Annotated in this window: 24 protein-coding genes and 1 tRNA gene; 19 read left to right on the top strand and 6 right to left on the bottom strand. The window is 64.5% G+C overall.

The window, feature by feature from the left end; all coding sequences use genetic code 11:
- Window positions 1-5 precede the first annotated feature (5 nt).
- On the top strand, window positions 6-1874 hold the full coding sequence (gene rpoD, locus VI08_RS08245; RefSeq protein ID WP_045829089.1) for an RNA polymerase sigma factor RpoD: 1869 nt from the start codon (window positions 6-8) through the stop codon (window positions 1872-1874).
- A 275-nt stretch (window positions 1875-2149) separates the two neighbouring features.
- Window positions 2150-2791, top strand: coding sequence for a hypothetical protein (locus VI08_RS08240; protein ID WP_045829088.1), 642 nt, complete (start codon window positions 2150-2152; stop codon window positions 2789-2791).
- Here the strand turns inward: VI08_RS08240 and VI08_RS08235 are convergent.
- From VI08_RS08235 to VI08_RS08220, 4 genes are read right to left on the bottom strand one after another with little or no spacing between them, the layout of a single operon-like run.
- Entirely contained in the window at window positions 2784-3194 is a 411-nt protein-coding gene (locus tag VI08_RS08235) for a DUF2894 domain-containing protein (protein ID WP_052697782.1), read from the bottom strand. The genes VI08_RS08240 and VI08_RS08235 overlap by 8 nt on opposite strands.
- On the bottom strand, window positions 3184-3840 hold the full coding sequence (locus tag VI08_RS08230; RefSeq protein ID WP_045829087.1) for an OmpA family protein: 657 nt from the start codon (window positions 3838-3840) through the stop codon (window positions 3184-3186). Before VI08_RS08230 ends, VI08_RS08235 begins: the two co-directional genes overlap by 11 nt.
- Complete coding sequence (locus tag VI08_RS08225) at window positions 3837-6023, bottom strand: DUF802 domain-containing protein (protein ID WP_045829086.1); 2187 nt, start codon at window positions 6021-6023, stop codon at window positions 3837-3839. Before VI08_RS08225 ends, VI08_RS08230 begins: the two co-directional genes overlap by 4 nt.
- The gene (locus VI08_RS08220; protein WP_045829085.1) at window positions 6016-6744 is read right to left on the bottom strand and encodes a DUF3348 domain-containing protein; all 729 of its coding nucleotides are present in this window, start codon (window positions 6742-6744) and stop codon (window positions 6016-6018) included. Before VI08_RS08220 ends, VI08_RS08225 begins: the two co-directional genes overlap by 8 nt.
- Window positions 6745-6827: 83 nt before the next feature.
- Between VI08_RS08220 and VI08_RS08215 the strand changes: the two genes are divergently transcribed.
- The 5 genes from VI08_RS08215 (at window position 6828) to VI08_RS08195 (ending at window position 12055) form a co-directional block, all read left to right on the top strand.
- A tRNA-Ile gene (locus VI08_RS08215) sits at window positions 6828-6903 on the top strand.
- Between the two features lie 136 nt (window positions 6904-7039).
- On the top strand, window positions 7040-7531 hold the full coding sequence (locus VI08_RS08210; protein WP_045829084.1) for a YfbM family protein: 492 nt from the start codon (window positions 7040-7042) through the stop codon (window positions 7529-7531).
- Window positions 7532-7675: 144 nt separating this feature from the next.
- Entirely contained in the window at window positions 7676-9319 is a 1644-nt protein-coding gene (locus VI08_RS08205; protein WP_052697780.1) for a multicopper oxidase family protein, read from the top strand.
- A 181-nt stretch (window positions 9320-9500) separates the two neighbouring features.
- Window positions 9501-11537, top strand: a complete 2037-nt coding sequence (locus tag VI08_RS08200; RefSeq protein ID WP_052697779.1) for an alkaline phosphatase family protein — start codon at window positions 9501-9503, stop codon at window positions 11535-11537.
- A gap of 71 nt (window positions 11538-11608) precedes the next feature.
- Entirely contained in the window at window positions 11609-12055 is a 447-nt protein-coding gene (locus VI08_RS08195) for a DUF3617 domain-containing protein (RefSeq protein WP_045829083.1), read from the top strand.
- On the opposite strand, the gene VI08_RS08190 is transcribed toward VI08_RS08195, so the two are convergent.
- Window positions 12052-13143, bottom strand: a complete 1092-nt coding sequence (locus VI08_RS08190) for a J domain-containing protein (protein WP_045829082.1) — start codon at window positions 13141-13143, stop codon at window positions 12052-12054. The two genes, VI08_RS08195 and VI08_RS08190, sit on opposite strands and share 4 nt — an antisense overlap.
- A gap of 142 nt (window positions 13144-13285) precedes the next feature.
- Here VI08_RS08190 and VI08_RS08185 point away from each other — a divergent pair, with 142 nt between their 5' ends.
- The 3 genes from VI08_RS08185 (at window position 13286) to VI08_RS08175 (ending at window position 15826) form a co-directional block, all read left to right on the top strand.
- Complete coding sequence (locus VI08_RS08185; RefSeq protein ID WP_052697778.1) at window positions 13286-13681, top strand: lysozyme inhibitor LprI family protein; 396 nt, start codon at window positions 13286-13288, stop codon at window positions 13679-13681.
- A 205-nt stretch (window positions 13682-13886) separates the two neighbouring features.
- Entirely contained in the window at window positions 13887-15470 is a 1584-nt protein-coding gene (locus tag VI08_RS08180; protein ID WP_052697777.1) for a Gfo/Idh/MocA family protein, read from the top strand.
- A gap of 116 nt (window positions 15471-15586) precedes the next feature.
- Window positions 15587-15826, top strand: a complete 240-nt coding sequence (locus VI08_RS08175; RefSeq protein WP_269745832.1) for a DUF3820 family protein — start codon at window positions 15587-15589, stop codon at window positions 15824-15826.
- Window positions 15827-15834: 8 nt separating this feature from the next.
- Here the strand turns inward: VI08_RS08175 and VI08_RS08170 are convergent, their stop codons facing one another.
- Complete coding sequence (locus VI08_RS08170; RefSeq protein ID WP_232309498.1) at window positions 15835-16911, bottom strand: LacI family DNA-binding transcriptional regulator; 1077 nt, start codon at window positions 16909-16911, stop codon at window positions 15835-15837.
- Window positions 16912-17227: 316 nt separating this feature from the next.
- On the opposite strand from VI08_RS08170, the gene VI08_RS08165 reads away from it, so the two are divergent.
- The 9 genes from VI08_RS08165 to VI08_RS08125 all read left to right on the top strand — a co-directional run bounded on the left by VI08_RS08165 (window position 17228) and on the right by VI08_RS08125 (window position 26371).
- Window positions 17228-18103, top strand: coding sequence for a sugar phosphate isomerase/epimerase family protein (locus tag VI08_RS08165; RefSeq protein ID WP_045829081.1), 876 nt, complete (start codon window positions 17228-17230; stop codon window positions 18101-18103).
- Window positions 18104-18114: 11 nt separating this feature from the next.
- Window positions 18115-19806 (top strand): GMC oxidoreductase, encoded by a 1692-nt coding sequence (locus tag VI08_RS08160; protein WP_045829080.1) that lies wholly within the window; start codon window positions 18115-18117, stop codon window positions 19804-19806.
- Between the two features lie 11 nt (window positions 19807-19817).
- Window positions 19818-20408: a gluconate 2-dehydrogenase subunit 3 family protein gene (locus VI08_RS08155; protein ID WP_045829079.1), complete on the top strand. Its 591-nt coding sequence runs from the start codon at window positions 19818-19820 to the stop codon at window positions 20406-20408.
- Window positions 20405-21304 (top strand): hydroxypyruvate isomerase family protein, encoded by a 900-nt coding sequence (locus tag VI08_RS08150; RefSeq protein ID WP_045829078.1) that lies wholly within the window; start codon window positions 20405-20407, stop codon window positions 21302-21304. The genes VI08_RS08155 and VI08_RS08150 overlap by 4 nt, the downstream gene beginning before the upstream one ends.
- Window positions 21305-21318: 14 nt before the next feature.
- Window positions 21319-22101, top strand: a complete 783-nt coding sequence (locus VI08_RS08145; RefSeq protein WP_428992136.1) for a 3-keto-disaccharide hydrolase — start codon at window positions 21319-21321, stop codon at window positions 22099-22101.
- A gap of 78 nt (window positions 22102-22179) precedes the next feature.
- Window positions 22180-23091 (top strand): STM4015 family protein, encoded by a 912-nt coding sequence (locus tag VI08_RS08140; protein ID WP_045829076.1) that lies wholly within the window; start codon window positions 22180-22182, stop codon window positions 23089-23091.
- Window positions 23092-23113: 22 nt separating this feature from the next.
- The gene (locus tag VI08_RS08135) at window positions 23114-24202 is read left to right on the top strand and encodes an STM4014 family protein (protein WP_045829181.1); all 1089 of its coding nucleotides are present in this window, start codon (window positions 23114-23116) and stop codon (window positions 24200-24202) included.
- Window positions 24195-25010, top strand: coding sequence for an STM4013/SEN3800 family hydrolase (locus VI08_RS08130; protein ID WP_045829075.1), 816 nt, complete (start codon window positions 24195-24197; stop codon window positions 25008-25010). The genes VI08_RS08135 and VI08_RS08130 overlap by 8 nt, the downstream gene beginning before the upstream one ends.
- Window positions 25007-26371: an STM4012 family radical SAM protein gene (locus VI08_RS08125; RefSeq protein ID WP_045829074.1), complete on the top strand. Its 1365-nt coding sequence runs from the start codon at window positions 25007-25009 to the stop codon at window positions 26369-26371. The genes VI08_RS08130 and VI08_RS08125 overlap by 4 nt, the downstream gene beginning before the upstream one ends.
- The last annotated feature ends 4 nt before the right edge of the window (window positions 26372-26375 follow it).

Raw genomic sequence — 26375 nt, 5'->3', positions numbered from 1 at the left:
TCGGCATGACTAACAAAGCTCACGAGCAACAGTCTGAAATCAAGCAGCTCATCTCCAAGGGCCTGGAGCAGGGCTACCTGACGTACGCGGAAATCAACGACCACCTGCCCGACGACATCGTCGACCCGGAGCAGATCGAAGACATCATGGCGGTGCTCAAGGGCGTCGGCATCGAGGTCCATGATTCCGCGCCGGACACCGACACCATCAGCGACGGCGGTGCCCCCGGCTCCGGCTCGGATGACGAATCCGCGGCCGAAGAAGCCGTGGCCCTGCTGTCGGCCGTCGACTCCGAAGTGGGCCGCACCACCGACCCGGTCCGCATGTACATGCGTGAGATGGGTACGGTCGAGCTGCTCACCCGCGAGGGCGAAATCGCCATCGCCAAGCGCATCGAAGAGGGCCTGAACCAGGTCCAGACCGCGCTCGCCTCGTTCCCGCTCACCATCCAGCTCCTGCTCGAGGAATACGACCAGCACCTGGAAGGCAAGCGCCGCCTCAGCGAGATCCTGGCCGGCTTCGCCGACCTCGAAGCCGCCGCCGACGAGGCCCAGGCCGCCGCTGCCGAGTCCGATGCCGACACGTCCGATGCCGACGGTGAAAGCGACGACGACGATGATTCCGGCGACAGCAGCAGCGACGAGGACGAGGGCCCGAGCGGCCCCGATCCGGAAGAAGTGAAGCGCCGCATGGAAGAGCTGCGTTCGCTGCACGCCAAGTTCCAGAAATCGGCCCCCAAGGCCGAGATCGCCGACAAGAAGGTGGCGAAGATCCGCGAGCAGATGTCTGAGGCGTTCCTCAACCTCAAGCTGCCGTCGGCCCTCATCGACAGCTTCGTGCGCAAGCTGCGCGAAGTGGTGAACGATATCCGTCACCACGAGCGCATCCTCATGGACATCTTCGTCAAGCAGGTGAAGATGCCGCGCGCCGAGTTCCTGAAGAGCTTCCCGTCGAACGAAGGCAACCTCGAGTGGGCCGCCGACCTGTCGCGCAAGCGCCAGAAGTGGTCGCCGAACATCAAGAATTTCCGCGAGGCCATCGACGGCGAGCAGGAGAAGCTGGCGCAGATCGAGCGCACGCTGTACCTGCCGCTCACCGACATCAAGGAAATCAACCGTGCCATGTCGGTGGGCGAGGCAAAGGCCCGCCGCGCCAAGAAGGAAATGGTCGAGGCCAACCTGCGCCTCGTCATCTCCATCGCCAAGAAGTACACCAACCGCGGCCTGCAGTTCCTCGACCTCATCCAGGAAGGCAACATCGGCCTGATGAAGGCCGTGGACAAGTTCGAATACCGCCGCGGTTACAAGTTCTCCACGTACGCCACGTGGTGGATCCGCCAGGCCATCACCCGTTCGATCGCCGACCAGGCGCGCACCATCCGCATCCCGGTGCACATGATCGAAACGATCAACAAGCTCAACCGCATCTCCCGCCAGATGCTCCAGCAGTTCGGTCGCGAGCCGACGCCGGAGGAGCTGGCCAAGGAAATGGAGATGCCCGAAGACAAGATCCGCAAGGTGCTGAAGATCGCGAAGGAACCGATCTCCATGGAAACGCCGATCGGTGACGATGAAGATTCGCACCTTGGCGATTTCATCGAGGACACCAATGCCAGCTCGCCGATCGAGTCGGCGACGGAGACGGGCCTCATGGAAACCGTGCGCGACGTGCTCGCCGGTCTCACCCCGCGTGAAGCCAAGGTGCTGCGCATGCGCTTCGGCATCGACATGAACACGGACCACACGCTGGAGGAAGTCGGCAAGCAGTTCGATGTCACCCGCGAGCGTATCCGCCAGATCGAAGCCAAGGCCCTGCGCAAGCTGCGCCACCCGAGCCGCTCGGAAACGCTGCGGTCGTTCCTCGATATCGATTGATGTTTGGGTAACACCGGTGGAACGAAAACGCCCGCGCAAGCGGGCGTTTTTTTGGCCGTGCCTCGGCGATCTCTCACACACCGTGCCGGAAAAAACTTACGTAGGGATCGCCGCCGCCTTACAGAAATCGCAGCCAGACATCGCTAAAACAGAAAACCCGCCTTTCGGCGGGTTTCGTACTGCCAAACCTAGTTTCGTCACCAGTAAGGGTGGCTGGGAGAGGAAGCTCTAGGGCTGCGGTGCCAGTATAACGATCAGGTGGAAGGTGGCAACACATGGATTGGGAAAAACTTGAAAAACACTTCTCGGCCGCACGCATGGCGCGCTACTGCATGCAACGGGGTGGTTGCCGCACTCTTGCCAGCGACGACTACCGTGCGAATTTGCTCATTGCCGGTGCGCTGATGCCTGTGCTGCAGGTTCTGGAGATCGCCCTTCGCAACGGTATTACTGGCCGGCTCACTGAAAAATATGGCACAGCCGATTGGTGGAGCGGCTGGATCGGCAACCCGGCCTATGCGTCGCAGCTCAAGGATATTGCCGCGGCCCGCGAGAAACTACGGCGGCGCGGAGAGCACGCTTCGCCAGACAAGATCGTGGCTGAGCTCACCTTCGGATTCTGGGCGACACTCTTCAACGCAAGGCTTCAGGACGATCTTTGGAAGGATCTTCGCCTGGTGTTTCCACATTGCCCGAAGGCCATGCGCAAAAGACACGAGGTATCCAGCGCGCTTAACCAGATGCGGCTGCTGAGGAACCGGGTGTTTCATCACGAGCCCCTGCTTTGGCTTGCGCCTCCCCTGGTCGACCAGCACAGCCTTGGGCGGCAAGCCATACAGTGGATCGATCCGCAGCTCGCGAATTGGCTGGACGACTTGGACGCGCTGCCCTCACTGTGGGCAGACAAGGTCAGTTAGATGGGGCGTCTTGCTTCTTGCGAGCCCTCGGCTTCGCCTTAGGCTTCTTCGTACCGATCGTCGCCGGTCGCGGCGCTTCCTTCTCAGGCGTCGCCGCGGCGACACTCAGCCGTTCCATCCACGAAAGATCATCGACGTACGACAGGAAGTGCTGCAGGTAGCCGGGCGAAAGTTCGCGCATGAGTTCCATCGCGCGATGGACAAGCGCCGCGGAATTCAGCGGGCCCGTGCTCTCTTTCTCAGGTAGATGAAGCTCGGCTTGCTGCAGCTGGCTGCGGGTGCGCGTGGCGTCCCATAGCTTGCGCACGCGCGACAGCTCGGCGTCGAGATCGACGGCCGGGCTATGCTGCTTCGTCAGGTGGTCGAGCAGCTCACCTAGAGGGCTGGCGGCGCTACGGGCCATGGGCCTTCGCGTCCGCAGCCGTGGCCGTTGGCTTCGGGATCGGCGCGATCTCCACGCGGCGATTCTTTGCGCGGCCGGCCTCATCGGCATTGGAGCTCACCGGCTGCTCGGCGCCGAAGGCGGCGGAGAAGATCGAAGAGCGTGGCACGCCTTCCGCGATCAGCGCACGCGTGACCGTCAGCGAGCGCTCGGCTGAGAGTTCCAGGTTGTCCGCAAAGCGGCGATTACCTTCGTGCACGGCCTGGTCGTCGGTGAACCCGCTGACCATGAGGATCTCTTCGCGCGACTTCAGGTAATTCGTCAGCGGGCCGGCGAGGCTCTTCAGCAGATCACGGCCCTCGGGCTGAAGCTGGTCGGAGTTGAGCGCGAAGAGCACGTTGCCGCTGATGCCAATGCGGCCGTTCACCAGCGTGACGCGGCCCGAAGCGAGCGGTGCGGCGAGCGCCCGCTCCAGCGAGATGCGGCGCTGCTGCTCTTCCTGGCGCTGCTTCGTTTCCTGCTCCAGCTTGTTTGTCAGCTGCAGCTGCATGCCGATGACGCCAACGAGGATGAGCACGAAGGCGCCAAGCAGCACCGACATCAGGTCGCCGAACGCCGCCCAGATGGGCGCGTTCGATTCGCCGTCGACATCGAGCTCGTTGCTCATGCCTTCGCCCCGCCCTTCTTCGCGGCAAGCTGCTGCATGTCTTCAAGAATCTGCTTCTGCGACAGCACGCTCAGGTCGACCACCTCGCGCGCCTGCGCGACGTAGTACGCCAGCTGCTCGTCGCTGCGCGCCAGCGAGCGGTCGAGTGCCTCGCCGATCTCCTGCAGGCGCGCAAGCAGTGCTTCGTTCGACTGGCCGAAGGCCTGCACCGCGCCGCCGAAGGCTTCGCCGAGGCTGGCCACGTTGTCGGCGCTACCGGTGATGCGTTCGGCCACGCCTTCGAGCTTGCCGGTCTCGCCTTCCACGTGGGCGACGAAGCGGGAACCGACGCGATCGAGCAGCTCGGCCGAGGTGCTGACGAGGCCATCGATGGCAGCGCGCTGCTCCGTCGATGCGTGGTTCACGGCACTGAGCAGTGTCTCGACCGTTTCGAGCAGGCGGCTGCGCTCCTCCAGCGTCGCGGTATCGCGGACCATGCTGTCGGAAAGCTTCTGGCGCAGTTCGGCGACAACATCGGCGGCCGCCTTGGGCGCCTCGGACGCTGCGTCGACAAGGCGCGAGATTTCGGCGATGGTGGCGCTGGCATGCGCCTGCGACTGCGTGGTGATGTCGTTCGCGGCCTGCGCCAGCGATTCGCGGATGGCGGCCTGCTGGGCAACGGTGTCCTCGCCCGCCCGCTTCCACTGGGCCACGGCATCGTCACCCGCCTGCTTCCACAGCACGGCGGCCTCGTCACCGGATTGCTTCCACTGCTGCGCCAGCGACGCCGACATGGCCTCGAGGGCGTCGGTCCAGGCGGCGAGGCGTTCGGCATCGCGCGAGGTGAGCGTGGCCTGGAGGTCGGCCTGCGCCTTGTGCATCGTGCTGACCAGCGCGGCAGCCTGCGTGGCGAAGGCTTCCGAGGCGGTGGCCATGGCCTGCTCATGGCGTGCCGCCAACGCGTCGTTCGCCGTGGCCTGGCTCTCAAGTGCGCGCGCCCATGCGTCATGCGTGGCCGAGGCCGAGGCATCGAGGCGAGCGCCCACGTCATCGACCATGGCGCCCGCGCGCTTGTCGAAGCCGCTGGTAAAGGCATCAAGCGCCGTGCGCAGGTCCGTCGCCTGCGCCTCGTGGGCGGTGCGCAACGCATCGGCCTGCGCTTCGTTCGCCGCGCGCTGGCTGGCGATCGCATCGTTCCATGCCGTCGTGACATTCGCCGATGTCGTAGCGAAGCCGGACGACAAGCCTTCCAGCTGGCGCTCGACGGCCGTGTTGATGCTCGCGTGCAGCGTGGCGGTTTCGCGCGCGATACCCGCCATGGTGGTTTCGAAGATGGGCTGCAGCGCGGCGCTGGCCGCGCGTGCGCTATCGGCGACGCCATCCTTCAGCGACTGCTCCACCGACGACGCGAGGCGCGCGAACGTGGCCTCGGCCTTGCTGTGGAAAGCATCCTGGCTATCGGCGTGGCGCTGGCCGGTGGCCGCGTTCTGCTGTTCGATGGCGCTCATCATCGACTGCAGGCGATCGATGAGCGTGGGCATCAGCTCCGTTTGCTGCTGCAGCAGGCGGAAGGATTCATCGCGCTGATGCGCCTGCGAGAACACGCGCAGCGTGGTGGCGGCCTTCAGGTCGAGCTGCTGCACCGCGTGCGTGCGTTCGCGACGCGCCAGCGCCGAGAGCAGGCCCAGCATGGCGGAGGTGGCGACACCGGCGATGGAGGTGCCGAACGCGAAGCCAAGGCCCTTCACGGGTGCGGCGAGCGAACCGCGGATGGACTGCAGGTCGGTGGCGCTTTCAAGCGCGATGCCGGTGCCACGCAGCGTCGCCATCATGCCCAGCAGCGTGCCGAGCATGCCGAGCAGCACCAGCAGGCCGACGAGGTACGGCGTGAGCGACGGCGACGGCAGCGCGCTGCGCTCACCCTCCACGCGCAGGCGCACCGCATGGCGCAGGCTCGGGTGCAGGTGGTCGAGCCAGCCGCCCAGGCTCGCTGGCGTGGACGAGAGCTCGGCGGTCGCGGCATCCAGCGTGGCCGTGGCCTGGCGGTAGCGGAACAGCTCCACGGCGCCCGCGATGTAACCGATGCCGATGAGCAAGGCCACGAGCGCGCCCAGCGGGTTCGAGCCGACATAGCCGAAGCCGACCCAGCACACGATGGCGAGGCCCGCGGCGAACACGGCGAAGGGGAGGATGTTTCTACGCATGACTTACCAGAAGTGGGCTGCGAAGGGCCTCGATGAGGCCTTCGAGCGGTTGGAAACGTACGTCGATCTCGGCGAGGAGGACATCCTGCATCTCGCGGATAAAGACATCGAGCCACGCGGTATCCGCGCTGGCATGGTCTTCGGCGGCACGGCGCGCCTTGTCGAAGCGGCCCTCGAGCAGGGCGGGCACGCCACCCAGCAGGCGCTGCTCGCGGGGGCTGAGCGCGCCCTCCATCACGGCATCGACCTCGGCCAGGCGGGCCAGCTCGGGCGAGGCGGCCGCGAGGTGGTCGCGAAGCTCGCCGCGCAGCTTGCCGGTGGTGCCCTGGATGGAGCGTTGTATCATGAGATAGCGCTCGCGGAGGGCGGAGTACTCCACGCGGACCACGGGCGAGCCCTCGACGCCGCCGGCACGGGCGATGGCGCGGGAACGGGCCCTGGCCCAGCCTTGCGGGTCGGTCACCGCCTCGACGAGGGCGGCCCGGGCGCCGTCCAGCAAGGCGCTGGTGGGCGTCTCACGCGCCCCGGGAAGATCCGCCAACGGCGCCACGGCACCGTCCAGCGCCGACGAGAGGGCGATCGACTGCGTCCAGCTGAGCCACTGGCTCAGCCGGTCAGGCAGGTAACCGCCAGGCTGCCCGGCATCAACCTCGGCCATCCGCGCCAGCAGGCGCACGAAGGTGGATCCCCGGACAGCGGCTCGTGGGTGGGCTTGCGCCATGCTAAGTCGCTAAAAAACCGCAAGTTTACCTCAAGAAGGTGACCGGCTGCCCGGTGCATGGGTAAACTCCCCCGTCCCGCAGGGGGCCTATAGCTCAACGGTTAGAGCAGGGGACTCATAATCCCTTGGTTCCAGGTTCGAATCCTGGTGGGCCCACCAATATCCCTGATCCAGCAGGCATCAAGCTAACCAGCAAGACCTGAATTACCCATCGGGCGCCCCGGGGGTGTCAGGCAATGAAGGCAATGTCAGTCCTTACCGTGTGGGACTACGCAACGACGCAAGGGAGAAATGCATGTCGATGATTGGTAATTTTGTTGCCGTCGATGAAGTCACCCTGAAGCGACTTCAGGAAAGCCCGGGCGAGATTTCCGCCTTCCTCTATCCCGACGCCGGCGATGGTCCGGCCAGACAATTGGATGTGGACAAGGCATGGCACGCTATTCATTTCGTACTGAATGGGTCAGCCTGGGAGGGGTCAGGTGCACTGGGTATGTCTGTACTCGGTGGTACGGAGATTGGGGAAGACATCGGATACGGTCCGGCACGTTTTCTCCTGGCACATCAAGTGACCGACGTTGCCGATGCCTTGTCCAAGGTATCCGACGCGGATTTCCACGCACGTTTCGATGCCCAGGCTATGGACGAGCAGGACATCTACCCACAGGTCTGGTCGCGTGACGCCGACGACGGCCGCACTTACGTCTTCGACTATTTTGTGCACATGGTGAACTTCTACAAGGAAGCGGTAAGCAGGGGCGACGCCATGCTCTTGTTCATCAACTGACCGGCGTCGCGATCGCCGCCACGGACGGCGCATGGTCGAAAACCACGACTCGTCACCGCTTCCGCCAGCGACGGCGCTGAAATATCTTTGTCATTCGCGCGACCTACGTTCGTTTGCTCGACAGGCAACCGACGCTGGCTCACCATGGACTACTCCCGACGCCGTTTCCTGGGCGTAGCCGGCGGATTCGCCGGCGCCTGCGTCTTCGTCGACACACTGCGCATTGCCCAGGCCATGGATATGCCGATGGCCATGCCGATGAAGCAACGCATGGCCATGCCGGGACTGGCCGCGCCGAACGTGCCGCTGGTGAACCCGGTGACGATGGCGAAGTTCGTCGACGCCTTGCCGGTGCCAAAAATCGCCCTGCCCACGGGCACGCGTACCCACGCCGCTTTCGGAAGCCGGCCGCTGCCGTTCTACCGCATGCCGATGCAGGCCTTCAGCGCCAAGGTACATCGGGATCTGCCGCCGACACCGCAATGGGGCTACGCAGGCTCCACGCCGGGCCCCACGATCGTGACGCGCCGTGGCGAGCCAGTCCTGGTGGAATGGGCGAACGAGCTTCCCACCCGGCATTTCCTGCCTATCGACCATGGCATCCACGGCGCGGAGAAGTCCAAACCCGAGGTCCGCACCATTACCCATGTGCACGGTGCGCGCGTCTCCGCGCCGAACGACGGATGGCCTGAAGACTGGTACGTGCCGGGGAAATCACTGACCGCCCTTTATCCGGGCGACCAGGACGCCACTACCCTGTGGTATCACGACCACGCCATGGGCATCACCCGGCTGAATATCTACGCCGGCCTGTTCGGCAGCTTCCATGTGCACGACGACGACGAGAAGGCCCTGGGGCTGCCCTCGGGCGAATTCGATATCCCGCTAATGCTCTACGACCGCTTGCTCGCCAGGAGCGGCAAGCTCTATTACCCGGTGTCGGACGACCCGGAGGCGCCCTGGGTGCCCGAGTGCCGCGGGGACGCGGTGCTGTGCAACGGCAAGCTGTACCCGTACCTCGACGTGGAGCCGCGCCGCTATCGCTTGCGGCTGACCAACGTGGCGAACACCAGCTTCTTCAACCTTTCGCTGTCACATGGCAAGCCGTTCCAGCAGATCGGCAGCGACCAAGGGCTGCTGGCAGCGCCCACCGATCGCCTGAACATCGAACTCTACCCGGCAGAGCGTGCCGAGGTGATCGTCGATTTCAGCGCGTACGCAGGCCAGTCGGTGCAGCTACGCCACCAGGCCGACGGCATCGTCGAGTTCCGCGTTCGCGCCAAGGGCCGCCCGGACACCTCGGTCGTGCCGGCCACGTTGCGGCCGGTCCAGCGCATGGACCCTTCCACGGCGGTGCAAGATCGCGTGCTTGCCCTGGGCGAGCAGGACGATTCGGGTGGCAACCCGATGACGATGCTGCTCGACGGAAAGATGTGGAGCGACCCCATCAGCGAAAGGCCGAAGAAGGGTACGGTGGAAACCTGGACGTTCGTCAACGTGACGGGCGACGCGCACCCGATCCACCTGCACCTTGTTTGCTTCCAGGTGGTCGAGCGCCGCCCGTTCGATCTTTACGCGTGGAACGCCCGCAAGGAACTCGTGTTCACCGGGCCATCGATACCACCGGCAGCACACGAGGCCGGCTGGAAAGACACCGTGCGTTGCGACCCCGGCATGGTCACTCGCATCATCACGCGCTTCGACGGTGAGCCAGGCAAATACGTCTGGCATTGCCATTACCTCGAACACGAGGACAACGAGATGATGCGCCCCTACGAACTCGTTTGAAATAACGATTGTTCGCAACATCTTGCGTTGAAACAGTAACGTCATCACGCACTCGCGCATTGTCGCCGCCATGCCAACGATTCGTCATATGCGGGGCAGATGCTCACGGCGGTCGACGGGCCAACCACAACCTAAGTCGATAAGCACCAGGGGGAAGACTTCCAGTAGGGAGAAATCGCAAATGGTTATTTGGTTGCGCCGCACGCGGCTTACGCCGCTGTTGCTTGGTGCGCTTTCCGTCGGCCTCGCCGGCGTCGTCAGCGCGCAGGACACCACTCCGCCCGACCACGATGCTCAGTTCCGCAGCAACGTGCCCGCGGCACCTTTCAAGAACCAGGCTGGGCTTCCCGGCGGCATCGTCGTCTTGCGCAAGCCGCCCCGCGGCCAGGACAACAGCGATAACACCGTCACCCCGATCAAGCACGTGATCCTGCTGATCGGCGAAAACCGCACGTTCGACCACGTGTTTGGCACGTACACCGCGCCAAAGGGCCAATCGGTGGATAACCTGCTGTCCAAGGGCATCGTCAATGCCGACGGCACGCCGGGCCCGAACGTGGACCTTGCCACGCAGTTCATGGCCTCGAGCACCGGCAAGTACGACATGTCGCCGAAGAAGGCGGGCAAGTATAAGACCCTTCCGCAGATGAACACCGGCGGCGCACCCACCGCCGCGCCCTTCGCTTCCGCGGCGCAGGCACAGGCGCTTGAACCGGCCCTGCCGGAGGGCACCTACGACATGCTCGCTGCCGGTGGCACGGGCTTGCCCAACGGCGTCGTCGACACCCGTTTCCCCGCCAAGCTACCCAACGCGCCGGTGGATATGCATGCGTCGATCAGCTACGACGCCTACGCCAACAGCCCCGTGCATCGTTTCTTCCAGATGTGGCAGCAGCTCGACTGCAGCACCAAGGCCGCGACGGCCGAAAACCCCAGTGGCTGCCGTAACGATCTGTTCCCCTGGGTCGAGACCACCATGGGCGCGGGTAACAACGGCGCCCCGCTGCCAGCGAACTTCAACGACCAGACCACCGGTGAAGGCTCGACCGCCATGCAGTTCCTGAACATGGCCCAGGGCGATGCGCCTTACTTCAAGAAGCTGGCCCAGAAGTATGCGCTGAGTGACAACTTCCACCAGTCGGTGATGGGTGGCACGGGTGCCAACCACATCATGCTGGGCTACGGCACCCTGATCTACTACGCCGACGCCAATGGCAACCCGGCCACCCCGCCCGAAAACCAGATCGAGAACCCGGATGCGCAGTTCGGCACCAATAACTGGTGGGTGCAGGATGGCTACGGTGGCGGTTCGTATGTCGAGTGCGCTGATGAAAGCCAGCCGGGCGTCAAGGAGATCAAGAACTACCTGCGCTCGCTGCCCTACCTTTCGTTCAAGGGCACGGACTGCAAGGCCAGGGCCTTCTACCTGGTGAACAACTACAACCCAGGTTACATGGGCGACGGCACGCCGGCACCGCTGGGCCCCGACCAGTTCACCATCCCGCCGACGACGCAGGAAAACCTGGCGCTGCTGCTGGAGAAGCACAAGGTGTCGTGGAAGTACTACGGCGAAGGTTTCGGTGGTGGCAAGGAAGACGGCGAAGCCGGCACCTTCTGCAACATCTGCGATCCCTTCCTTTACTCCACCCAGGTCATGACCAACCCGGACCTGCGCGCCAAGAACCAGGACATCAACGACCTGTACAACGACATCCAGAACAACACGCTGCCGGCCGTTTCCATCGCCAAGCCGGACGGCATCCTCGATGGCCACCCGGCGTCGTCGAAGCTGGATCTGTTCGAAGGCTATGTGCGCAAGATCGTCGAAATGGCCGAGGCCAACCCGAAGGTGTGGGACGACACCGTGATCATGGTGACCTTCGACGAAGGTGGCGGTTACTACGACTCGGGCTACATCCAGCCGATCGACTTCTTCGGTGACGGCACGCGCATACCGCTGCTGGTCGTGTCGAAGTACTCCCTCGGCGGCAAGGTCGTGCACACGTACTACGACCATGTCTCGTTCGATAAATTCGTCGAGGCCAACTGGAACCTGAAGGATCAGATCTCCGGCCGCAGCCGCGACAACCTGCCGAACCCGGTGTCGTTCAAGGAGCACCCGTACGTGCCGGTGAATGCGCCAGCCATCGGCAACCTCATGGATATGTTCAACTTCACGAAGAAAGATGTCAGCGACGCTGCTGCGATCGCCGACTGACCGATCACCGTTCTATCGATGCCGACCCTGCCCGCGAAAGCGGGCAGGGTTTTCGTGTTGCAAGGGGTCAAATGATGATGAAGGTTTCGCTGCTCAAAACAGGGATTCGGGTAACCGCGGTGTGTGCCCTCGCCTTGGCTGCCGCCACACCGGTCCAGGCCGATCCCGGCGACTTCGGCGCCATGCCGGGGTTGTGGAAGATCCTTGTCCGGCACGTGATCAACGGCAAGGCAGGTAAGCCGGAAGTGCATTGGCATTGTGTCGATGAAGGCGCCGACCCGTGGACCACGTTCGCCGCTTGGACGCCTGCGGAGGGTGAGTGCACCGCCACGGACCAGCAACGCCGGAGCACCTCGCTGGCGTGGAAGCTCACCTGCAAGGGAGCATCGCCAGCATCGGCGCACGTGGATTTCGATAGCGCCAAGCACTACACGGGTAGTGTCACGGTCGAAGGCCGTGGCGAGATTACGCAGGTGGAAGGCGCTCGTTATGCTGCCTGCACCAGTCCGCAGGATTAGCGTGGCTTCATCTCTCTTAGCCAAGGCTTGAGGCGTTGGATATCGCTGACGATACGGATGTCGTCTTCGAACATCCGCACGTAGTCGCGCAGGTTGTCGATGTGGGCGTTCAACGTCCGCTTTATGACCTTGGGCGATGACGAGCTGCGCGGCGTGAGGCCGCAACGCACCTGGAATCCGTGATCCACCTCGGCCAGCTCCTGCTCCAGCCCTTCCAACTGTTCCTTGAGGACCGTGTTCCAGCGCTTGAGCCGCTCGGTGCTCACGCTTTCCATGGCCGCCTGGTCGATTTGCTCAATCTCAAGCTGGATTTCCAGCAGGTCGAGCAGGCTCCGGCTCGCGTAGGCCGCGTTCACTCGCTGCATGAGCGCTGCCTTCCGGGTGCGCTCCGTGGGATCAGCCTCACGATCGGGGTGCAGGGCGCTCGCCAGCTTACGGTAGACCTCGCGAAGCGATAGGTGCGCTTCGGCTTCTTTGGCGCGCGCACGCTCTGCGGCAGCTTCCTTTGCCGACGCCTTCTTACGCGTGGCACGGGAGGCTTCACGCGCCTGGCGCTGTTGGTTCGCACGCCGCTCTTGTTCATCGAGCTGCGCCTGGATATGTGCCATCAGGTCATCGGGCGAATCGATGTCCACGTCCTGTGGCATCTCGAAGCTGACCACCTCTTCGACGTCGCCCTTCGGCTCAGCCTTCACTCCTGCGTCGTCTCGGCCTTCCATCGGCCGGTAGCGCTCATGGATCTCCGCGACGACGGAATCATCGACCGATTCGAGCACCTGCTCGGCCAGGTGGACGATGAGGTCTCCGATCATTCGCCTCTCGCCCTTGGTGAGCCCCTTCATGTCGTACGACTGGTCGAGGCCAAGGATCAGTTTTGTCTGCACGTCGTCCAGGGTTCGCCGCAGCGGGATGTATTCGCCGGCATACCGCCGTTCGAACTCGACGCCATAGGCCTCCCATTCCGCCAGCGTGGCCCGGCGCTTGTTGATCTTGTCCACAAGCGCATTGAAGGACTCTTGCGAACGCGACACCGGCCGCTCGCTCTGGACGACCGGCTTATCGCTGGCAGCGAGGTCTTTCTTGGCCATGGAGCGGGTTCGTCATGCGATAGAGGCGATGTCATATTACATGGCATCCGACGGTGCCAGTAGGTTGGCTACGCGCGTGATCTGCGAGGTATCCTCTCGATCACGCGTCGACGCGGCGCACCCTTACATGGATGCTTGCTCTATGACCACCTGGACTGTTGGGATAGGACTCCTTCTCGCCGCCATTGCAGGGGCCTTCGCTCAGGACACACCAGTGTCTAAGGTGCCTTTGCGGATGTCCTATCACGCTTGCATCAAAACCGCTCGCGGCGTGACCGTGGCGCTCAATAATTGCATCGGTACCGAGCATGCATACCAGGACAAACGCCTGAACGCGGCGTACCAGCGTTTGCGTAAGATGCTTCCCGTTGGCCAGGCCACTTCTCTTCGGGACGAAGAGCGCGCATGGATTTCCCAGCGCGACATGACGTGCGCACCCGACAAGAACGGTGGGACCGCGAGCCTGCTTGATTCAAACCAATGCCAACTCGACCAGACGGCTACTCGCGCGGCCTTGCTGGAAGATCGGGGCAAGTAAGTGCCCGAAGACAAAGGCACTAACGCCGCCATTGCGCTGCCAGGAGAATTAGTTTCATTCGCTCCCAATTCGTCGGGGCCCGGTTGAGCGGGCCGCTTCTTGTTGAATCCTCCCCCGATCTACGCTAATTAACTCCAGCTTCACCACCGCAACCGGGGCCTCGTCCCGGCCGCTTCCTGGTACCAAGCCGGAGACTACAGCGCGCATGTCGGACGAAACGAAGGTCGATAACACCACCCTGCCCCCACCCGCCGCGGCTGCGGCCAGCGATTCGAACGTGGGCATCACCCTCACCCGCCGCAACTTCCTGGCCGGCAGCGCCATCGCCGCGACGGGGCTGCTGATCGTGCCCCGCCACGTGCTCGGCGGCCAGGGCCATACGGCGCCGAGCGACCGCCTCAACATCGCCGGCGTCGGCGTGGGCGGCATGGGCGCGAACAATATCCGCGCGCTGGCCAGCGAGAACATCGTGGCCCTGTGTGATGTCGATTGGGCCTATACGGATAAAAACTTCCGCAAGATGTTCGACGGCATCGCGCAGGCCAAGGCCAAGGTCGACAGCGCTCCCACGGCGGCGAAGCGCAAGGAGCTGAAGGACAAGGTTGACCAGCTGAAGCTGCTCGCCAAGAAGTACGATTCGATCAAGCGTTACACCGATTACCGCCAGATGCTCGAGCAGCAGAAGGATATCGACGCGGTGGTCATCGCCACGCCGGACCACCTGCATGCGGTGATTGCCAGCGCGGCCATGGCGCTTGGCAAGCATGTTTACGTGCAGAAGCCGCTCACCTGGTCGGTTTTCGAAGCCCGCGAAATGGCTCGCAAGGCCAGGGAAAACCCGAAGATCGTCACGCAGATGGGCAACCAGGGGCATTCCACCGACGACACGCGACTCATCCGCGAGTACATCGACGCGGGTGCCATCGGCGAGGTGCGCGAAGTGCATTCCTGGACGAACCGGCCGCTGGGCTACTGGCCGCAGGGCATACCGCGCCCGCAGCCCGTCGCGGCCCCGGCCGCCACCAGCTGGGACATGGACGCCGTGATGGCGCGCCTGGCGAATGCCATGGCCGGCAATTACCCCAAGCCGCAGGGCCTCGAATGGGACCTGTTCCTTGGCCCGGGCCCGGTCGTCGAGTACCACCCGCTCTACCACCCGTTCAACTGGCGTGGCTGGACCGACTGGGGCGCGGGCGCGCTCGGCGACATGGGCGCCCACCTCATCGATTCGCCGTTCTGGTCGCTGGACCTCGGCTTCCCGACGTCCGTGGAAACGGTCTCGACGCCGTACAACAAGGAATCGTACCCGCTGGGCACGATGACCTACTACGACTTTGCCGCGCGCGGCAACAAGCCGCCGGTACGGCTTACCTGGTACGACGGCAACCTGCTGCCGCCAGACCTCGAGGCGCTCGGCGCGGGCCAGATGCACGATGGCGGAACGCTCTACATCGGTGACAAGGGCAAGCTGGTGCACGAAACCTACGGCGACAACCCGCGCCTGCTGCCGCAATCGCTCCATGATTCGGTCGGCACGCCGCCGAAGAAGTACGAGCGCATCACCACGTCGCACGAAATGAACTGGGCGAATGCCTGCAAGGGCAAGGGCAAGACCACCTCGCCGTTCGAGTACGCCGCGCAGCTGACGGAGGTGATGCTGCTAGGCATCGTCTCCCTGCGTACGGGGCACCGCATCGAGTACGACGCTGCGAACATGCGCGTCACCAACATCGACGAGGCAAACCAGTTCCTGCGGCGCGATTACCGCACGGGCTGGTCGCTCTCCTAGGCACGCAAGGCAACGACCATGGCCAAGTACCTCATCTCGTTCCCGAGCCGGGCCATGGTCGCGGCCGCGCACCCGCGCGGCATGCGTTTTTGTTCGATCCCGCATCCTGAGGCACCGTGTTCAAACCCGACGACCTGAAGAGCCTCGTGACGATGCCCATGCCGTATGGCAAGTACCAGGGCCGGCTTATCGCCGACCTGCCGGGCGCCTATCTCGCGTGGTATGCACGCAAAGGCTTCCCGAGCGGCCACTTGGGAACCTTGCTGGCCCTTGCGCTGGAACTTGACCACAACGGCCTGAAAGGCTTACTCGATCCCCTGCGCAAACCACCGCACGGCGCGGGCCAGCGGCGTTAGGCCATCGCTTACCGCAGCGCCTTCGGCGGCGCCGTGGAGCCACGCACCACCAGTTCGGCGGCCAGCACGCGCTTGCGCGGCGGCTCCTCAGGGTCGGCGAGCAGTTCGATCATCATGGTCATGGCCTCGCGCCCCAACGCATTTTTAGGTTGGGCCATGGTGGTCAGCGGCGGCGATGTGTACCGTGAAAAGCGGATGTCGTCGAAACCGATGACCGAGACATCGTCCGGGATGCGCAGCCCACGGGACGTCAGCGCCCGCATGGCACCCATGGCCATTTCATCGCTGGAGCAGAACAAGGCGCTGAACGACTTGCCTTGCGCGAGCAGCGACTCGACGGCACGTTCGCCCGCTTCGATCGAAAAATCGCCGACGACAGTGAGCGCCGCATCAAGCGGAATGCCAGCGCGCTTCAACGCAAGGTGGTAGCCCGCTTCGCGGTCCTCGCAGATCGGGCTCGACGACGGCCCGGCAAGAAACGCGATATCGCGATGGCCCAGTCCGACGAGGTAGTCGATGGCCGTGGCGGCGGCCGCCACGTTGTCGACATACACGCTCGAAATGCCGCTGTCCTTCACGTACTCGCAGGCGTTGACCAGCGGCAGCCGGCCACCCATGGGGATGGCGGGCACGCGATGGAACATGGTGATGATGCCGTCGGCCTGCCGTGCGGCCACCATGTCGGCGTAGGCCTGCTCGCGGACGAGGTTGCTCTGCGTCTCGCCAAGCAGCACGGAATAGCCGTTCTCGTAGGCGACCTGCTCGATGCCACGGATCACTTCGGAGAAGAACGGGTTGGTGATATCCGGGAGCAAGGCGACGATGAGCCGCGTCCGCGCGGTGCGCAGGTTGCGCGCCATGGCATTGGGCGTGTAGCCAAAACGCTTCACCACTTCCTGGATGCGCTCGCGGGTTTCGGGGCTGACGATCTCCGGCCGCTGCAATGCCCGGGAAACAGTTGCGACTGAAACTTTTGCGATGGCGGCGATTTCCTTCACCGTGTGCACGCGCGCGGGCTGCGGCGCAACATCACTGCGCGCGGCCTCGGCATCCTTTCGATCGTGACGCTTTTTGTCTTTAGCCACGCGCTTTGTATCCCTTTGCCCGCCCGGGGCGTCGTGGATGGTAGCTGCCCGCGACGCCCTGAGTATGCTGCAACGCAATGTAATGGATTACATAAAACCGTTGCAGGCCTCTTCACCCATCTGCTACACATCTTGGCATGTCCGCGGCGCGCAGCACCCGTGCACGCCCGAAAAATCATGTAATCGAATACATTTCGATGGCGGCACGCCCGCCGGGGGAAGAACATGGCAAGCCAGTCGATACCGACAAGCGCCAGGAAAGCCGACCGATGATTCTCCGCATGGCACCCGTCGGCACCTTCCAGGAGACCCCATCATGTTGACTCGCAGGCAATTCCTTGGCCGTTCCGCACTGTGTGGCACGGCCCTGGGGCTTGGCCTCGGCGCGCCGGGCAAGATCCTCGCCGCCACCGCCCCGGCAAAGACCATGGGCATCCAGCTCTACATGGTGCTCGACGCCTACAAGGCCGACCCGGCCGGCACGCTCAAGACGCTCAAGGCGATCGGCTACAGCGAGATCGAGGCCATCGTCACCAGCACCGCGGCCACCCTGCGCGACCAGCTGAAGACCGCGGGCCTGGCCTGCCCCAGCATGCATTTCGACAGCATGGGCTTCGAGGCCGGCATCGACGCCGCCCACACGCTTGGTGCGAAGTACATCGTCAGCAGCATGCTGCCGGGCATCATGCAGAAGGAAGCCAACAAACCGGGCGAGCCGGGCTACACGCTCGACGACGCCAAGCGCACGGCCGAGTACGCCAACAAGCTCGGCGAGAAGGCGAAGAAGGCAGGCCTGCAGTACGCGTACCACAACCACCATGCCGAGTTCACCGACGTGGGCGGTGGCAAGGTGTTCTACGACGTGCTGCTCGCGGAGACAGACCACGCGCTGGTGCAGTTCGAAATGGATTGCGGCTGGGTGCACGCGGGTGGAAAGAACCCCGTGGACTACTTCAAGGCAAACCCCGGCCGCATCCCGCTGATGCACGCGAAGGATTTCCTCCCGGGCGGCTCGAAGGATTACCCGGGCGCCGAGCTTGGCCGCGGCACCCTCGATTACAAACCGATCATGGCGGCTGCCGATGCCTCCGGCCTGAAGCATTGCTTCGTGGAGCAGGAAGGCCCGTACGCCCGCATGAAAGACATTGACGCCGCGCGCGTCGACTACGACTACCTGCGCCCGCTGCGCTAGAAGGGAACGGCATGGAAAAGAACACATTCGACGCCATCGTCGTCGGCACCGGCGTCAGCGGTGGCTGGGCGGCCAAAGAACTCACTGAGAAGGGCCTGAAGACGCTCGTCCTCGATCGCGGCCCCATGGTGAAGCACCTCGACTACCCCACCGCCATGAAGAACCCGTGGGAGCTGCCCTACGGCGACGAGCCCACGCAGGCCGACATCGCGCGGTGGCCCAAGCACACCCGCCCCTCGTTCTACGGCATCACCCAGTCCACCAAGCACTGGTTCGTCGACGACATCGACAACCCGTACGAAGAAACCAAGCCGTTCGACTGGTTCCGTGGCTATCACGTCGGTGGCCGCTCGCTCATGTGGGGCCGGCAGAGCTACCGCTTCAGCGAGATGGATTTCGAGGCGAACGGCAAGGAAGGCGTGGGCGTCGACTGGCCCATCCGCTACAACGACCTCGCCAAGTGGTACGACTACGTCGAGCACTTCATCGGCGTCAGCGGCAACAACGACCACCTGGCCCAGCTGCCCGATGGCGATTTCCTGCCACCCATGGACCTCAACTGCGTCGAGAAGGATTTCCAGGGCAAGCTCGATGACAAGTTCAAGCGCAAGCTGATCATCGGCCGCACCGCCAACCTCTCCGCGCCGCTGAAGCACGACCAGAGCCCGCAGCGCGGCACCTGCCAGTACCGCAACCTGTGCATGCGCGGCTGCCCGTTCGGTGGCTACTTCAGCAGCAACTCGTCCACGCTGCCCTCGGCCGAGCGCACGGGCAACATGACGATGGTGACGAACGCCATCGTGTATGAGCTGATCTACGACAACAACAAGGGCAAGGCCACCGGCGTGCGCGTTCTCGATGCCGAGACGGGCCACCAGACCGAATACTTTGCGCGCGTGATCTTCATGAACGCGTCGACGTTCGGCACGACGCACATCCTGTTGAACTCCACGTCGACGCGCTTCCCCAACGGTTTCGGCAACGACAGCGGCGAGCTCGGCCACAACATCATGGACCACCTGTTCGGCACCGGCGCGCGCGCCATGGTCGATGGCCATGAAGACCGCTATTACTCCGGCCGCCGCCCCACCGGCTTCTACATCCCCCGCTACCGCAACATCGGCACCGACAAGCAGCGCTACCTGCGCGGCTTTGGTTTCCAGGGCGGCGCGGGCCGCCAGGACTGGACGCGCCTCGTGGACGAAAACGCGATGGGCGCCGAGCTGAAGAAGGCCGCCGAGGCGCCGGGCCCGTGGTATGTCTCGATGATGGGCTTCGGCGAGATGCTGCCGTCGCACAAGAACTTCGTGACGCTGGATCGCAACCACAAGGACAAGTACGGCATGCCCGTGCTCAACTTCGATGCCGCGCACCAGGAAAACGAGATCATGATGGGCAAGGCCATCATCGACGATGCGCTGGAGATGCTCACCGGCGCCGGCTACCGCGACGTGGGCTCGTTCACCATGAAGGCCAACGTCGGCGCGGGCATCCATGAAATGGGCACCGCGCGCATGGGCCGCGACCCGAAGACCTCGGTGCTCAACGGCTTCAACCAGATGCATGCCTGCAAGAACGTCTACATCACCGATGGCTCGGCCATGGCGTCGTCCGCCTGCCAGAACCCGTCACTGACGTACATGGCGCTGACCGCACGCGCGGCCGACCACGCCGTCCAAGAACTCAAGCGCGGCAACATCTGAGGACCCAGACCATGAACCGTCGTGAATGGTTGAAAAGCATGTCCGCGCTGGCCGTCGGCGCCATCGCGGGCCCGTCGCTGCTCGCGGTGTTCGACGCCCACGCCGCGTCGCAGGCGCCGGCCGCCAAGCCCCAGTTCTTCAACCCGGCGCAGTACAGCCTGGTAGGCACGGTATCCGACATCGTCATTCCGCGCACCGATACCCCGGGCGCCGTGGACGCGGGCGTACCGCTGTTCATCGACCAGATGTTCAGCGCCGTCTACGCCAAGGTGGACCAGACCCGTTACCTCAACGCCATGGCCGCGTTCGACAAGGCCGGTGGCAAGCCGTTCATGCAGCTCAACGACGCGCAGCGCAAGGCGCTCGTCGACAAGCTGCACAAGGAAGCGCTGGCCGTGCCGAAGGGCGGCAAGCCGGCACCCGCGGCGGATTTCGTCATGATGAGCAAGAAGCTCGCGATGCTGGGCTTTTTCCTCTCGCAGCCGGGCTGCACGCAGGTGCTGCAGTACGCCGCCGTGCCGGCGCAGTGGAAGGCCGATATCCCGCTGTCGGAGGCGGGTAACGGCAAGGCCTGGGCCGTCGAGGCTGAACTGAAGATATGACCGACATCGGCCGCCGTACCATGCTGGGCCGCCTCGCCGCCGCTGCCGCGGTGGCGGGCGCCGCCCCCCTCATCGCCACGGCCGGCACCACCGCCGCCGGCAAGGCCACGCCGCCCGGCCCCGTGGGTGGCGGGCGGCTCAAGCAGTCGCTAAGCCGCTGGACCTCCAAAGCCCCGTTGCCCGAACTGTGCACGCGCCTGAAGGCCCTCGGTTTCGTGGGCGTCGACCTGCTCTACGCCGATGAATGGTCGGTGGTGCAGGACCACGGCATGGCCGTGTCGATGGGTTACCCGGCCAAGCGTGACAACTTCATCGAGTTCGGTTTCAACGACCCGGCGAACCACGCCCAGCTGATCAAGGAAATCGAGACGACGATTCCGCTGGCCAAGCGCGCGGGCGTCAAGAGCATCATCACCATGTTCGGCAACCGCAAGGACGGCATCGACGACCAGCGCGCCATTGCCAACTGCATCGAAGGCCTGTCGAAAGTCGCGCCGCTCGCAGCGGAGAACGGCATCACGCTGTGTCTCGAGCTGCTGAACAGCAAGGTCGACCACCATGGCTACCAGGGCGACCACACGGCGTTCGGCGTGGCGGTGACGAAGGGCCTCAACTCGCCCAACGTGAAGCTGCTCTACGACATCTACCACATGCAGATCATGGAAGGCGACGTGATCCGCACCATCCGCGACAACATCCAGTGGATCGGCCATTTCCACACCGGCGGCGTGCCGGGGCGCCACGACATCAACGGCACGCAGGAACTGAACTACCACGCCGTGGCCCAGGCCATCGCCGACCTCAACTACCAGGGCTACATCGCGCACGAGTTCTCGCCCTCGCGGCCCGATCCGTTCGAGTCGTTCGCCGAGGCTTTCAAGATCTGCACGGTTTGACCCCTTCCCAAGGAATGCCCATGACGCGCCGCACCGCCCCCACGATCGCCCTTGCCGCCCTCGCCATCGCCGGCACCTCCTACGCTGCCGCGCAGGACGACCCCAAGGCCACCGAGCAATGGGAGCCGGTGCCCAAGGTGGTGACGCCGGGCGCGAAGGAGAACGCGCCACCCTCCGATGCGGTGGTGCTCTTCGACGGCCATAGCCTTGCCGGCTGGGAGGCGTCGAAGGACCACTCCCCCGCGGGCTGGAAGGTGCACGACGGCATCGTCACGGTCGACAAGACGACCGGCAACATCCAGACCAAGCAGCGCTTCAAGAGCTACCAGCTGCACCTGGAGTGGCAGATTCCGAAGGACATCACGGGCGAGGGCCAGGGCCGCGGCAACAGCGGCGTCTTCCTTGCCTCTACCGGCCCCGGCGACGAAGGCTACGAAATCCAGATCATGGATTCGTTCGAGAACAAGACCTACGTCAACGGGCAGGCCGCGAGCGTCTACAAGCAGGCCGCGCCCCTCGTGAACGCGGCCCGCCACCCGGGCGAGTGGCAGACCTACGACATCATCTGGACGGCGCCGGTGTTCGCGGCCGATGGCACGGTGAAGACCCCGGCTTATGTCACGCTGTTCCACAACGGCGTGCTTGTGCAGAACCACACCGAGCTCACCGGCGAAACCTTCTACATCGGCAAGCCCAAGTACAAGCCGTATACCGATGCGCCGATCAAGCTGCAGGCGCACGGCGACCATTCCCAGCCGATCAGCTTCCGCAATATCTGGGTGCGGCCGCTGGGCTGAGGCATGCGCACCCACGGGATCACGCAACGGCAATAAAGGCTCGGCTACGATAGGCCACCATTTACGCAGGGACGCATCGTGACCATTGGCGAACATACCCAGGTTTACCGCGGCAAGAAGGTCGTCGATTTCTCCATGGGCGGCGCGCCGGATGCCGGCGATGTCGTCTACCGGCTGGTGCAGGAATACGACAGCAAGGAAAGCCAGGCCGAGTTGCTGGCGGACTTCTTCTCCAAGGTGGCGCCAGCGTCGGTCGAAGCGCTGGTCATCGGCGTCTGGTCGGAAGCCTACGACAAGGGCCCCGAGGGCTACCTTGATGGCCTCATCGCCCGCCGCGGCGAGCTGTCCAACCTGAAGGCCCTCTTCGTCGGCGACATGACCTTCGAGGATTGCGAGATCTCCTGGATCATCCAGGCTCCCTACAACGCCTTGCTGGACGCGTTCCCGGGCCTGGCGGCGCTGCGCGTCCGCGGCTCGTCCAAGCTCGGGCTTGAGCCATTCGAACACGCCGGCCTTCAGGAGCTGGCGATCGAATGCGGGGGCTTGCCAAGCGACATCGTCGACGCCATCGCGGCTTCAACGCTGCCAGCGTTGCATACGCTGGAACTTTGGCTCGGCGACGACAATTACGGCTTCGACGGTGACCTCGCGCTCTACCAGCGCCTGCTTGGGGCGATCGATCCCGGTCGCCTGCGCCACCTTGGCCTTCGCGATGCCAGCATCACTGACGAGCTCGCGGTGTGGCTTGCCGGGGAAACGTGGCTCGGCTCGCTGGATACGCTCGACCTTTCGCTTGGCACCATCGGCGACGTGGGTGCGAAAGCGCTGTGCGAAAGCCCGAACCTCGGCCGCCTGCAGCGAATCGACCTGAGCCACCACTACATTTCCGAGGCGTGGCAGCAGAAGCTGGCGGCGCTGCCGTGCACGGTCGTCCTCGACGAGCCCACGACGGAAGATGAAGGCGATCGCTATGTAGCGGTGTCCGAGTAACGCGACGATGGCAGCGTGGCTGCTGATAGGCCCGCGCGGTAGCCGGCGCATCATCGCATTCCAGCAGGCCCTTCTGTCGCACGGCCTGCCGTGTGCACAGGTACTCGACTATGAAACCCTGCTGGCCGACCCCACGCGGCTGGCATCGGCCATGGCCGATGCGCCAGACGCCCTGGTCAAGCTGGAATCGCCGGGCGAGGCGCCCGCCTTGCACCACGAGTTCGTCCTGGATGGCTGGAAGCGATCGGGCGCCCCGGGCGCTGCGCCACATCCCGCCATGCACGGCGAACTGGCGCACCAGCATTTCTGGCACGCGGGCTTCGCCGGCTTGCTCGCCACTCTGCCGCCTGGCATGCGCTATTTCAATGCGCCTGCCGACCTGGCCCAAATGGCCGACAAGCTCGCATGCCAGCAGCAGCTCGCCAACACAGGCGTGCCGGTGCCGCCGCTGTTCGGCTTGGTCAACGGGTACGACGACATGCGGGGACGGATGCGGGCGGCGGGCTGCCATCGCGTCTTCGTCAAGGCGCGCTTCGGTTCATCCGGGGCGGGCGTGCTCGCCTATGCGTGCCACCCTGACGGTCGCGAGGTGGCATATGGCTCCGCCGAACTGGCCCAGGGCGGCGGCCACTGGCGGATCTTCAATTCGCTCCGCCAGCGCCGCTACGAGCGGCACGACGAGATCGCGCGGCTCATCGACATCGTCACAGCACAAGGCGCCTACCTGGAGCGCTGGATCCCCAAACCCGCGGTGGGGACGCATGGCCGTCACCGCTTCGACGTGCGCATGGTGGTAATGGATGGCCAGCCAAGGCAGCGGGTGGCGCGCATAAGCACCGGTGCCCTCACCAACCTGCACTTGGGTAACGCTCGCGGCCGGCTTGGGTCGTGGCTGGACGCCGATGCCGTCGAAACCCTGGAATGCACCGCGATGGCCGCCGCCGCGAGCTTCCCGCGCAGCCGCATGGTCGGGTTCGATCTCATCGTGCGCGGCAGGCGCAGCTGGGTGCTAGAGGCCAACGGCTTCGGCGACCTGCTCCCCGGCTTACGCCACGCGGGCCACACTACCTACGACGACCAGGCCCTGATGGACGCACCTGCCCATGCATGACACCGCGATACCCGACATGCGTGCGATCGTCGGTAAGCACGACATCGTGATGATCACGCTCGACACACTGCGCTTCGATGCCGCGCAGCGATGCTTCGGGCGCGGTGAACTGCCGACGCTGGCGGCCCACCTGCCGGCCGCTGGCTGGGAGCGGCGTCACACGCCCGGTAGTTTCACGTACGCCGCCCATGCCGCCTTCTTCGCTGGGTTCCTACCTACGCCTGCTTGCCCCGGCCCACATCCACGCCTGTTCGCACTCGACTTCGAAGGCAGCGAGACGATCGTACCCGGGACGCACGTATTCCACGACCGCGCCGATATCGTCGGCGGGTTCCACGATGCCGGTTACCGCACCATCTGCATCGGCGGCGTCGGCTTCTTCAACAAGCGCAACGCGTTGGGTTCGCGGCTGCCTGCCCTTTTTGACGAGAGCCACTGGCGACCCGGGTTCGGTGTCGCCTCCGTCGATTCGACGGCGCGCCAGGTGGCATGCGCCATCGAGCAGCTGGCATCGGCGGGATCGCAACCATGTTTCCTCTTCATCAACGTCTCGGCCATCCACCAGCCCAATCGCCACTACCTCCCGGGCTGTGCCGAGGATGGGTTTGATAGCCACTGCGCAGCGCTTAGATATGTCGATGGCGAGCTGGCCGCGCTCTTTTCGTCGTTGCGCGCACGCGGCCCGGCCTTCGTGCTTATCTTCTCGGACCATGGCACCGCATACGGCGAGGACGGCTTCCATGGCCACCGGCATGCCCACGACACCGTGATGACCGTCCCCTATGCGCATTTCCTGCTGAGCCCATGAGCACACCATCGCTAGCCGATCTGCTGAAGCTCGAACCCTACCAGGCATACTCGTATTCGTACCCGCACAAGTCTGCGTACCGGCCGATATCGCCAGGGCGGCCTCTTGCGGATGCCTGGTGCGCCGAGCCGCGCGATGCACTGTTCCTGTACATGCACGTGCCGTTTTGCAGTTACCGCTGCGGCTTCTGCAACCTGTTCGCGATGGCGCGCCCCGCACAGGCACAGGTCGACGCCTATGTCGTGCAGATGCAGCGCCAGTTACGGGCCACGACGGATGCGCTTGGTGACCATCGCTTCGTGCGCTTCGCCCTTGGCGGAGGCACGCCTACGTACCTCGATGCATCACAGCTGCAGCGCGTGTTCGACATGGTGCATGCGCACGCGAGCATCGAGTTGCGGGCCATTCCCGCGGGCATCGAGGTATCACCCGAGACCGTGGATGCAGTGAAGATGAAGGTGTGCCGGGACGCCGGCATCGACCGCGTCAGCATGGGCATCCAGAGCTTCAGCGAGGCCGAGGTCCGCGCCCTGGTGCGCCCGCAACAGCGCTCAGTCGTCGAAGAAGCGATCGCGTGCATACGAGGCGCAGGGTTCCCCACCTTGAACCTCGACCTGATCTACGGCATCGCAGGGCAGACGGTCGCCAGCTTCCTTGCCTCCATCGAAAGCGCGCTGGCGTATCGGCCCGAGGAACTCTACCTTTATCCGCTCTACGTGCGGCCGCTTACCGGCCTTGACCGCATGGGCGCAAAGGACGCAGGCGGCAAGCGTACGATCGCCATCCAGCCCACGCCGGTCGACAACCGCCTCGCGCTCTACGAGGCCGGCCGTGACCGACTGCTCGCTGCGGGCTACGAACAGGTTTCCATGCGAATGTTCCGGGCGTCGGATGCCCCCGACGCCGACGGCCCGATCTACTGCTGCCAGAGCGACGGCATGGTAGGCATCGGCTGCGGCGCGCGCTCGTACACACGCGGCCTGCACTACTCGAGCGAGTACGGGGTCAGCCGCCGTTCGGTGGCCGATATCCTTGCGCACTACCTCGAACGCGACGAGGCTTCGTTCGCGCAGATCGATTACGGCGTGACACTGGATGAGGATGAGCAGAAGCGACGCCACGTCATCCAGTCCTTGCTGGTGCGGCCAGGGCTGGACCTCGCGCGGTACCAGGCGCGCTTCGGCTCCGGGTGCCTCGACGACTTCCCCCAGTTGCTTGAGCTGTTCGACCTTCGCCTTGCCACGCAGGTGGATGCGCTGGTCGCACTTAACGCGGACGGCCTCGCCCGTGCGGATACGATAGGCCCCTGGCTGGTCTCGTCGCGCGTGGCCGAGCGCATGCGCACCTATGCCGTAGGCTGAGCGG

This window comes from Luteibacter yeojuensis, assembly GCF_000964085.1.
GTDB lineage: Bacteria > Pseudomonadota > Gammaproteobacteria > Xanthomonadales > Rhodanobacteraceae > Luteibacter > Luteibacter yeojuensis_A.
This window is presented reverse-complemented; position numbering and strand designations above follow the sequence as displayed.